Origin of the sequence: Arthrobacter sp. Br18, from assembly GCF_000520555.1 — a bacterium.
Classification (GTDB): domain Bacteria; phylum Actinomycetota; class Actinomycetes; order Actinomycetales; family Micrococcaceae; genus Arthrobacter_D.
Genome location: NZ_KI914889.1, coordinates 1 through 9,793, shown reverse-complemented (window position 1 = coordinate 9,793; position 9,793 = coordinate 1). Strand labels below are relative to the sequence as shown.

The following is a 9,793-nucleotide window of genomic DNA, read 5'->3' as shown; positions in this document are numbered from 1 at the left end:
CGCCGTCCTGGCCGACGAGCCGGTGGCCATCGCCTACGTGGTGGCCGTCAAGGGTTTGGGCCGCTACGCCGAACTGAAGGAGACTCCCGCGGCCGCGGAACGGTTCATCATCGGCACGCTGACCTCCATGCTGTGGGGAGCAGGCACGGCCATCGTCGCAACAACTTACCTGCGCTGATCACGTAGGCTGACCCCATGAGTGTTTTCGCAGTTGAATACGTGTACAGCCCCGACCAGAACGCCGTGCGGGATGAGCACCGCCCCGCGCACCGCGAGTGGCTCGGCACACTGGTCGAGCAGGGCAGGGTCCTGACCTCCGGGCCGTTCGCCGACGGAACGGGAGCGCTCCTGATCTTCACTGCGGACACCGAAAACGACCTCCACTCCCTGGTCAGCCAGGACCCCTTCGCCCGGGCCGGAGTCATCTCGGCGGTCAAGACCACCGAATGGAAGCCCGTCATGGGAGCGTTCGTCCACCTCGTGTAACCGGTCTACTCCGACCGGAGGACAGCCGGCCCGGTCGCGATTCCGGGCAGGGAACGTCCTGACAGGTGGATAATGAAAAAGAGTGAAGAAACTGACGTGCGGCAAGGGCCGCCACCATGGAGGACGCTTTGACTCCGGTCAACCTAGGAATGCCTGCAGCACCGCCGCCCGTGCTTGCACCACGGCGCAAGACCCGCCAGATCAAGGTCGGCTCGGTGGGAGTAGGGTCTGATTTTCCTGTCAGCATCCAGTCGATGACGACCACCCCCACCACCGACATCAACGCGACGCTGCAGCAGATCGCCGAACTGACGGCCACCGGCTGCGATATCGTGCGGGTGGCGTGCCCCTCGGCCGACGACGCCGCGGCGCTGCCGATCATCGCGAAGAAGTCGCAGATACCGGTGATCGCCGATATCCACTTCCAGCCCAAGTACGTCTTTGCCGCGATCGACGCCGGCTGCGCCGCGGTCCGGGTCAACCCGGGAAACATCCGCAAGTTCGATGACCAGGTCAAGCAGATCGCCGCGGCGGCCAAGGCCGCCGGAACCTCGATCCGGATCGGCGTCAACGCAGGCTCGCTCGATCCGCGTCTTATGGAGAAGTACGGCAAGGCCACCCCCGAGGCTCTGGTGGAATCGGCCGTCTGGGAAGCGTCGCTTTTCGAGGAGCACGATTTCCATGATTTCAAGATCTCGGTCAAGCACAACGACCCCGTGATCATGGTGCGGGCCTACGAGCTGCTCGCCGAGCAGGGCGACTGGCCCCTCCACCTCGGCGTCACCGAGGCCGGGCCGGCCTTCCAGGGCACCATCAAGTCGGCGACGGCCTTCGGCGCCCTCCTCTCGAAGGGAATCGGCGACACCATCCGGGTTTCACTCTCGGCCCCGCCGGTCGAGGAGATCAAGGTGGGAAACCAGATTCTGCAGTCGCTGAACCTGCGCCCGCGCAAGCTCGAGATCGTGTCCTGCCCCTCCTGCGGCCGCGCCCAGGTCGATGTGTACACCCTCGCCGAAGAGGTGACCGCGGGCCTGGAAGGCATGGAGGTTCCGCTGCGCGTCGCGGTGATGGGCTGCGTGGTGAACGGTCCGGGGGAAGCGAGGGAGGCCGACCTCGGCGTCGCGTCCGGCAACGGCAAAGGACAGATCTTCGTCCGCGGCGAGGTCATCAAGACCGTCCCCGAGGACCAGATTGTCGAGACACTCATTGAAGAGGCCATGAGGCTTGCCGAGGAGATGGGGGAAGCTGATGGCGAAACTGCTGGCCAGGGTGGCCCCATGGTTACCGTTAGCTAAAGCTCCCGCGGACCCCCCGGGCCCGTGGTCCTTCCGCGTGCTCGGCCGGGACGATACGGCAACGCTGTGGACACTTGTCAACCGGGATGCCGTGGCGAATGTCTTCGTCGCGGCACACCTTGAAACCGTGGGCAGTGCCACGGCGTCCTTCTCCGGCGGAGAGATCATCGGGATGTTCCGGGGCGACAGCGTCAACGGCGAACTGGTGGCCGCGTGCTGGGCGGGGGTGAACCTGGTGCCCGTCGGCCTGACCGACGAGACGGCGCCCCCCTTCGGGAGCCACCTCGGGCGTGCGGGGCGAACATTCTCCTCGATCTTCGGGCCCGCGGGCGGCGTGATGGGCATCTGGTCCACCTTCGGGGACTACAGTGCCGAACCGTTCGACATCCGGCCCCACCAGCCGCTCCTGACCATCGACACCGACGCCCTCCTCCCGCCGGCGGAGGACCTCCGCTTCACCAGGCCGGACGAGCTGGATGCCCTCCTGCCGGCCTGCGCCGCCATGTTCGAGGAGGAAGTCGGCTATTCGCCCTACATCGGAGGGTCCGAACACTACCGGCGCCGGGTCGCCTCGCTCATCAGCCGCAAGCACTCGCTGGCGGCGTTCGACGACGACGGCTCGGTGATCTTCAAGGCCGAACTCGGCACGGTGTCCTCACAGGCCGTCCAGGTGCAGGGCGTCTGGATGAACCCGGACCGCCGCGGACAGGGCCTGAGCGCGGGCTACATGGCCGGCGTCGTGGCGGCCGCTCGCTCCCTCGCCCCGACGGTGAGCCTGTACGTGAACTCCTACAACGCCAGGGCCCTCGCTTCCTATCGCCGCGTCGGCTTCACCCAGGTCGGGTCGTTCTCCACTGTTCTCTTCTAGGTGTCGCGGCTGCACGCCGGTGACGCCCGTTCCACCGCCGCCGAACCCACGGGCCCGGGGCGATCCCACCGTGCGTCAGCGGCGCCACATCCGAACCGATAGATTGGTAGATGTTGTTTCCTGCCCCTGCCGGGCCGGACGGTTCGAACGAAACGGATGCCCCGCGTGGTCTTACGACTCTCCACCCTGTTCCTGCGCACCCTGCGCGAAGATCCCGCCGACGCGGAGGTGGCAAGCCACCGGTTGCTCGTGCGTGCCGGCTACATCCGCCGGGCCGCGCCGGGGATCTACAGCTGGCTCCCGCTCGGGCTCCGCGTCCTCGCGAAGGTGGAAACGATCATCCGCGAGGAGATGGCCGCCATCGGGGCGCAGGAAGTCCACTTCCCGGCGCTGCTTCCCAAGGAACCCTACGAAGCCACCAACCGCTGGACCGAGTACGGCGACGGCCTGTTCCGGCTCACGGACCGCAAGGGCGCCGATTATCTCCTGGCTCCCACGCACGAAGAGATGTTCACGCTCTTGGTCAAGGACCTGTACAACTCGTACAAGGACCTTCCGGTGACCCTGTTCCAGATCCAGAACAAGTACCGGGACGAAGCACGACCGCGGGCGGGGCTGCTGCGCGGACGCGAGTTCATCATGAAGGACTCCTACTCCTTCGACATCGACGACGACGGCCTCGACACGAGCTACCAGCTCCACCGCCAGGCGTATCTGCGCATCTTCGAGCGCCTCGGCCTCGACGTCATTCCCGTCGCGGCCACGGCCGGCGCCATGGGCGGGTCCAGGAGCGAGGAGTTCCTGCATCCCACGGAGATCGGCGAGGATACGTTCGTCCGGTCGGAGGGCGGGTACACGGCGAACGTGGAGGCCGTCACGACGGTGGTTCCCGCAGCGATCGACTACTCCGGAGCCCCGGGCGCCGAGGTGAGGGACACGCCGAATACTCCCACCATCGACACCCTCGTGGAGCGCGCCAACACGGACGCGCCGCGCCCGGATCGGCCGTGGACGGCCGCCGACACTCTCAAGAACGTGGTGCTCGCGGCAGTGAAGCCGACGGGAGGGCGGGAACTGGTGGTCATCGGCCTGCCGGGTGACCGCACCGTGGACCTCAAGAGGATCGAGGCCAATATCGCCGGACACCTTGACGTGGGGGGAGAGGTCGCCGTCGAGGCGGCCACCGAGGACGACCTTCGGAAGCACCCCGGCCTGGTCAAGGGGTACATCGGTCCGGGCATCTCCCTCACGGCCCCGGTCCTCGGCTCTGATGGAGCCACCGGCATCCGCTACCTCGTGGACCCCCGCGTGGTTCCCGGAACCAGCTGGATCACCGGCGCCAACCTCGCCGGAGCCCACGTCTTCGGGCTGATCGCAGGCCGAGATTTCGGCTGGGACGGCGTCATCGAGGCCGTGGAGGTGCGCGAGGGGGACGAGGCACCCGACGGATCAGGGCCGCTCATCGCGGCACGCGGGATCGAGATGGGCCACATCTTCCAGCTGGGCCGGAAGTACGCCGAGGCGCTGGGGCTGAAGGTGCTCGACCGGAACGGCAAGCTCGCGACGGTGACCATGGGCTCGTACGGCGTGGGAGTCACCCGTGCCGTTGCAGCCCTCGCGGAGTCGAACCGCGACGAGAAGGGCATCATCTGGCCCCGCAACGTTGCTCCCGCCGATGTCCACGTAGTGGCCACCGGCAAGGGGGCCGAGGTGTTCGAGGCGGCTGAGACGCTGGTCGGGCACCTGGAGGAGGCCGGCCTCGAGGTGATGTACGACGATCGCCCCAAGGTTTCTCCCGGCGTGAAGTTCGGCGATGCCGAACTCATCGGCGTTCCCACGATCGTCGTCGTCGGACGCGGCCTCGCCGAGGGTGTGCTGGAGGTCAAGGACCGCCGCACCGGGGCGGCGCAGAACGTTGCCGTCGCAGAGGCTGCGGAGTTCATCCGCGCGCTCGTTCGCGGCTGACGGCAGTGGTGTCGGGTCCCGAGGAGACCCAGTTCCCCACCATCGTCCTCGTGGTCATCGCGGGATGCGCCGCGGGCCGGGCCAAGGCGGTGGAAGGCGGCAGCTAGCTGCAACTGCCGGCGTCGGTCTTCGAGCCCGCCCCGCAGCAGGAATGTCCCGGCAGTCGGTCAGAGGCACGCCAGTCCGGCCGCGGGCGGCAGGCCGGGCAGGGTGCGTTCCAGCAGTGAGCTCGCCACCCAGAGGGACCGTTCGGCCTGATCCTGATCGTCCCCGCCCAGGTAGTGCAGCGCGTTACGCACTTCGCGGACCACGCTCCAGTCACGCGCAAGGAGCGGATCAAGCCCGGCGGCGTCTGCCAGTGCCCTGCATCGGGACCGCAGGTGTGCCTCCGGGTCGGCCGCATCCAGCTCGGAGATCCTGTTCCACAGCATGGGCGCCACACCGTATTCAGCGTCGCCGCGGACGGGTTTCGGGTCGATCGCCTTCCATCCGCCGTCCTGCTCGTGCGGCTTGTGTGAGTGCGGAGCGGCCGCACGGAGGATGTTGCGGTAATGGAGGTCGGAGTGGACCAGCACGTCCGCGTCGGTTCGCCTGCCCACGATGCCGCGCTGCTGGCAGGTGATCAGGGCGTGCTCCAGCAGCCACCGCGGGAAGGGCCTGCCGAGTAGTTCCCAGTCGGCGGGCAGGGTGTCGGTCCACGTCTCGGCCTCCGTTGCGAGCAGCGGCACTGCGGCCCAGGAAGCGCGCTCGTCAGGGACGAGGGACAGCCGGCGGACCAGCGCGCCCCACACGCCCGTGGTCTCCTCCAGCGGCAGCGCGGCGAGTGAGGTGTCGCCGTCGAGCCTCTCCAGCAGCAGGACGTAGGCGGACCTGTCCGCCCGGAGCAGCCGCACCGCGCCCTGCCCTTCCCACAGTTCGAGCGCGTCGGGCTCCGGCAGCGCCTCCTCGTGCGGCACCGTGATTTTCAGGACCGCCTCGCGTCCCGTGCGCTCAAGGACCGGAACGACGACGCCGCACTGCCCCGCCCACGGCTGCCCGCCGGGTGGGAGGTCGAGCGTGAGGTCCCACCGGGCAAGGTGCTGCCCGAGGATGGTGCTCCAGTCCTCCAGCCATTGGCGTCCGCCGGGAAGCTGCCGCGCCGAGCGGAGCAGGGCGGACGGGAGTTCGAGGCGGGAGGAATCGATGTCTACACCACGCCCGTGGCACCGAGTAGGTTGCCGATGAGGAAGGTCGCGAGGAGCGCGACGAAACCGCCGACGACGACGCGGGCCGCCGCGCGGCGCTTCGGGCTGCCTCCCACACGGGCCCCTACACTGCCGGTCAGGGCGAGCGCCAGGAGCACCGCGACGAAGGTGACCGGCACGCGCGCCCCGGGCGGCGGCAGCAGGATGGCAAGGAGCGGAAGGATACCGCCGACGGTGAAAGCCGCGGCGGAGGCGAACGCTGCCTGCCATGGGCTGACGACGTCGTTCTCCGTGATTCCCAGCTCGGCGTCGAGGTGGGCTCCCAGGGCGTCGTTGCGGGTGAGTTCCAGCGCGACAGTCATCGCCGTCTCGGAGCTCAGGCCCTTCGCCTCGTACAGGCCGGCGAGCTCCTGCAGTTCCTCCTCCGGCTCGTCGAGCAGCTCCTGCCGCTCCTTCTCGATGAGTGCCCGCTGGCTGTCACTCTGGCTGCTCACCGACACGTACTCGCCGAGTGCCATCGACACCGCTCCGCCCACCAGCGCGACAATACCGGCCGTGAGGATCGGACCCTGCAGCGTGGTCACGCCGGCCACGCCCACGACGATCGCGGCCACCGACACGATGCCGTCATTGGCGCCGAGTACGGCCGCGCGGAGCCAGTTGAGCCGCTGGGCGAAGCCGCCGCTGTGCGGTTCGTCGTCGTGAAAGGCCTCACCGGAACTCATGGAGCCTCCTGGGACGTGGAGCTCGGGCAGGCGTTCCTGCCACCCACCTGCCGGCGCGGCGGGAGGTGCAGTACCGGTGCGCTGGCTGGCTGGTCCTCACAACAACCGATGATGTCACGGCCGTGCGAGGTTCCCGGGGTAATACCACCGGGCGGGGCGAAAGTCGGTACTCTTGATTGACAACATCATCGAGTGGGAGGCAGCCATGGCGGTTCAGCCCGGCAATGGAAATCGGGCGACGCCCCGCAAGGCGGCGCTCGACGCTGAACTCCAGGCGGAGACGCAAAGGCTTCGGGCACGGCTTCAGCCCGTGGTGGAGCAGCACCACCTCTATCTCGAGGAAATCGACATCAAGACCGCCGGCTCGCACCGCACGGTGCACGTGGTCGTGGATCTTCCCGAGGACCGGCAGGGCAGTGTCGGACTCGATGTGATCTCCGACGTCTCGCTCGATCTGTCGCAGACGATGGACGACGACCCCGACGACGACGGACGCCCCTACAGCCTCGAGATTTCCTCTCCGGGAGTCTCCCGGCCCCTCACCGAACCTCGTCACTGGCGCCGCAACGTCGGGCGTATGGTTCTGGTCAAGCCCCTGCAGGGGGAGGAGGTTCTCGGCCGCCTCCAGGAAGTCAGCGGCGCCGGCATCCGGCTGTTGCCGCAGTTGCCGGTCAAGAAGGGCATGAAGCCCAAGCAGGGCGAGCCCACGACCCTCGAGTTCACCGCGATCCGCAACGGGACCGTGCAGGTCGAATTTGCGCATTCACACGACGAACACCACGAAGACGGTGCGGGAAACCCGGAGAAATCCGGCGCCCGGCACCCCGCATAAGGAGGCCTATATGGACATTGATATGAGTGCGTTGAGGCTTTTGGAACGGGAACGGGAAATTCCGCTGGACCTGCTGGTCCCCACCATCGAGCAGGCGCTGCTCGTGGCCTACCACCGCACACCCGGCGCGCAGGACACAGCGCGGGCCGAACTCGACCGCAGGAACGGCCACGTCACCATCTGGGCCACGGAGGTCGACGACGACGGCGAGGCCGTGGGCGAGTTCGACGACACTCCCGGAGGGTTCGGCCGCATCGCGGCAAGCACTGCGCGGCAGATCATCCTGCAGCGCCTGCGCGATGCCGAGGACGACAACATCCTGGGGGAGTTCCGCGGCAAGGAAGGCGAACTGGTCGCCGGAATGATCCAGCAGGGAACGAATCCCCACATGATCCAGGTCCATCTGGGATCGGTGGAGGCGGTGCTGCCGCCGTCCGAGCAGGTGCCCGGCGAGAAGTACCTTCACGGATCGCGGCTGCGTGCCTTCGTGGTCGACGTCCACCGGGGAATGAAGGGGCCGTCGATCACCCTGTCACGCTCCCACCCGGGCCTGGTACGGAAGCTGTTCGAACTCGAGGTTCCCGAGATCGCCGACAGGACGGTGGAAATCGTGGCCATGGCGCGCGAGGCAGGCCACCGCACCAAGATCGCCGTGAAGGCCAACGTTTCGGGCGTCAACGCGAAGGGCGCCTGCATCGGCGAGATGGGCTCACGTGTGCGCGCGGTCATGAACGAACTGAATGACGAGAAGATCGACATCGTCGACTACAGCGACGACGCCGCCACCTTCATCGCCAGTTCGCTCTCGCCGTCGCGAGTGAATTCGGTCTCCATCACCGACGAGGCAACGAGGTCGGCGCGGGTGGTGGTGCCGGACTATCAGCTGTCACTGGCCATCGGCAAGGAGGGCCAGAATGCCCGTCTCGCTGCCAAGCTCACGGGCTGGCGGATCGATATCGTGTCCGATGCAGCCCAGTCGGCAAAGGCCTGACGCGGCCACCGCTGACCGCGGGTCAGCACCACCGGCGGAGACGCGGTAGAATGATATGGACTGAGTCGGTGACACACTCTGGCAGATCCACAGGTTCAACAGCGGATGCACATCCTGTCCGGACCTGTGTTGGATGCCGGAAGCGGGCGGACCAGTCACATCTGGTGCGGGTGGTGACCCAGGACATCGACGGAAAGCTGTCCGTCGTGTTCGATGAACACCGCCGGCTTTCCGGTCGGGGCGCTTGGCTGCACCCCGAACCGGCGTGCATGGAATCGGCAATCAAGCGGAAAGCGTTCAATCGCGCTTTCCGTGGCGCCGTGGAGATCGAAACTTTGGTCCTCCGGTTCCACACACATCCTGCGGCTCCCCGATCGGGCCGCAGCAATCCACCGTCCTTCCCTGAGAGCGGGTCAGAAAACTGATGGAAACCCGATGAGTACCCAGCGATGAGTGCCCAACGATGACTCTTTCGTTGAGCTCTGCAATCAAACTTCCGGATGCCATGGCAATCCGGTTCTGCAGTAGGAAATAGACGGTTCGTGCCTGACTCGGTGCGGACCGAGACAGGAGTAATGTGGCCAAGGTCCGCGTACACGAGCTCGCAAAAGAGCTCGGTATTACCTCGAAAGATGCAGTGGCAAAACTGCAGGAATTGGGCGAATTCGTCCGTTCCGCCTCGTCGACGATCGAGGCTCCCGTCGTGAAGAAACTTCGCGGCGCTTTCCCCGGCGTCACCAAGCCTGCCGCAGCAGCCCCCGCTGCGCCGCAAGCCCCCGCCGAGGCGGCGGTGCCTCCGGCGCCGTCATCCCCGACACCCGCAGGGCCCCGGCCTGCAATCCCCCAGCAGTCACCAGCGGCTCCCGGATCCGGGCAGGCGCCATCGGCGCCCGACGCTCCGGTACCCGCCGCGCCGTCGGCAACAGTCCCGAAAGCCGCTCCACAGGCCGAAGCACCCGCTCCGGCACCCTCGGGCACTGTTCCTGCCCCGGCCGGCCAGGAAACTCCGTTCTCGAGCCCCGCGCCCTCCGATTCAGCTCCGGCGGAATCCCCGGCGGGCAATGGTGCGGCCGGAATCAAGCCGGGCGCACGGCCGGCACCTCGGCCCGCAACCCCTCCGGCAGCGCCTGCCGCGTCATCCAGCCGCCCCGGCAGCGCACGTCCGGGTGGTGCCCCCCGTCCGGGGAACAATCCGTTCGCTCCGTCACAGGGTATGGGATCGCGCCGCGGCGACAACGATCGTCCTTCGGAGCGGTCCAATGACCGCGCCGGCGGACCGCGTCCCGGTAACAATCCGTTCGCGCCCTCGCAGGGCATGCCACGGCCGGGCCGCCGTGACGATGAGCGCGGGCGCCCCGCAGCGGGTGCGGGCGGACCCCGCCCTGCGGCCGGTGCGGGCGGACCCCGTCCCGCGGCCGGTGCCGGCGGTCCACGTCCGGGTGCGCCC

At 67.7% G+C, this 9,793-nt stretch carries 10 protein-coding genes; 8 read left to right on the top strand and 2 right to left on the bottom strand.

Features of this window, described 5'->3' with window-relative positions:
* Nucleotides 1–195 precede the first annotated feature (195 nt).
* From Y704_RS0115150 to Y704_RS0115135, 4 genes are all read left to right on the top strand, one after another.
* Nucleotides 196–486, top strand: a complete 291-nt coding sequence (locus Y704_RS0115150) for a YciI family protein (protein WP_026550745.1) — start codon at nt 196–198, stop codon at nt 484–486.
* Between the two features lie 128 nt (nt 487–614).
* Nucleotides 615–1,781, top strand: a complete 1,167-nt coding sequence (gene ispG / locus Y704_RS0115145) for a flavodoxin-dependent (E)-4-hydroxy-3-methylbut-2-enyl-diphosphate synthase (protein WP_026550744.1) — start codon at nt 615–617, stop codon at nt 1,779–1,781.
* Nucleotides 1,735–2,649 carry a GNAT family N-acetyltransferase gene (locus Y704_RS0115140; RefSeq protein ID WP_026550743.1) on the top strand — a complete coding sequence of 305 codons (915 nt, stop codon included), beginning with the start codon at nt 1,735–1,737 and terminating at the stop codon, nt 2,647–2,649. Before ispG ends, Y704_RS0115140 begins: the two co-directional genes overlap by 47 nt.
* Before the next feature lie 165 nt (nt 2,650–2,814).
* Nucleotides 2,815–4,614 (top strand): proline--tRNA ligase, encoded by a 1,800-nt coding sequence (locus Y704_RS0115135; RefSeq protein ID WP_026550742.1) that lies wholly within the window; start codon nt 2,815–2,817, stop codon nt 4,612–4,614.
* 167 nt (nt 4,615–4,781) lie between these two features.
* On the opposite strand, the gene Y704_RS0115125 is transcribed toward Y704_RS0115135, so the two are convergent.
* Both Y704_RS0115125 and Y704_RS0115120 read right to left on the bottom strand, forming a co-directional pair.
* The gene (locus Y704_RS0115125) at nt 4,782–5,705 is read right to left on the bottom strand and encodes an aminoglycoside phosphotransferase family protein (protein ID WP_253904365.1); all 924 of its coding nucleotides are present in this window, start codon (nt 5,703–5,705) and stop codon (nt 4,782–4,784) included.
* A 95-nt stretch (nt 5,706–5,800) separates the two neighbouring features.
* Nucleotides 5,801–6,523: a VIT1/CCC1 transporter family protein gene (locus Y704_RS0115120; protein ID WP_026550740.1), complete on the bottom strand. Its 723-nt coding sequence runs from the start codon at nt 6,521–6,523 to the stop codon at nt 5,801–5,803.
* A 172-nt stretch (nt 6,524–6,695) separates the two neighbouring features.
* Between Y704_RS0115120 and Y704_RS21775 the strand changes: the two genes are divergently transcribed.
* The 4 genes from Y704_RS21775 to Y704_RS23595 form a co-directional block, all read left to right on the top strand.
* Nucleotides 6,696–7,355, top strand: coding sequence for a ribosome maturation factor RimP (locus Y704_RS21775; RefSeq protein ID WP_253904364.1), 660 nt, complete (start codon nt 6,696–6,698; stop codon nt 7,353–7,355).
* 10 nt (nt 7,356–7,365) lie between these two features.
* Entirely contained in the window at nt 7,366–8,346 is a 981-nt protein-coding gene (gene nusA / locus Y704_RS0115110) for a transcription termination factor NusA (protein WP_026550739.1), read from the top strand.
* Nucleotides 8,347–8,396: 50 nt separating this feature from the next.
* Nucleotides 8,397–8,771: a YlxR family protein gene (locus Y704_RS23600; RefSeq protein WP_081747697.1), complete on the top strand. Its 375-nt coding sequence runs from the start codon at nt 8,397–8,399 to the stop codon at nt 8,769–8,771.
* 152 nt (nt 8,772–8,923) lie between these two features.
* The coding region (locus Y704_RS23595; protein WP_173401148.1) for a translation initiation factor IF-2 N-terminal domain-containing protein at nt 8,924–9,793 on the top strand (870 nt) is incomplete at its 3' end.

Coding starts and splice junctions, on each gene's coding strand:
- Y704_RS0115150 (WP_026550745.1), top strand. CDS start 196: ATGAGTGTTTTCGCAGTTGAATACGTGTACAGCCCCGACCAGAACGCC.
- Y704_RS23600 (WP_081747697.1), top strand. CDS start 8,397: ATGATATGGACTGAGTCGGTGACACACTCTGGCAGATCCACAGGTTCA.
- Y704_RS0115140 (WP_026550743.1), top strand. CDS start 1,735: ATGGCGAAACTGCTGGCCAGGGTGGCCCCATGGTTACCGTTAGCTAAA.
- nusA (WP_026550739.1), top strand. CDS start 7,366: ATGGACATTGATATGAGTGCGTTGAGGCTTTTGGAACGGGAACGGGAA.
- Y704_RS0115120 (WP_026550740.1), bottom strand. CDS start 6,523: ATGAGTTCCGGTGAGGCCTTTCACGACGACGAACCGCACAGCGGCGGC.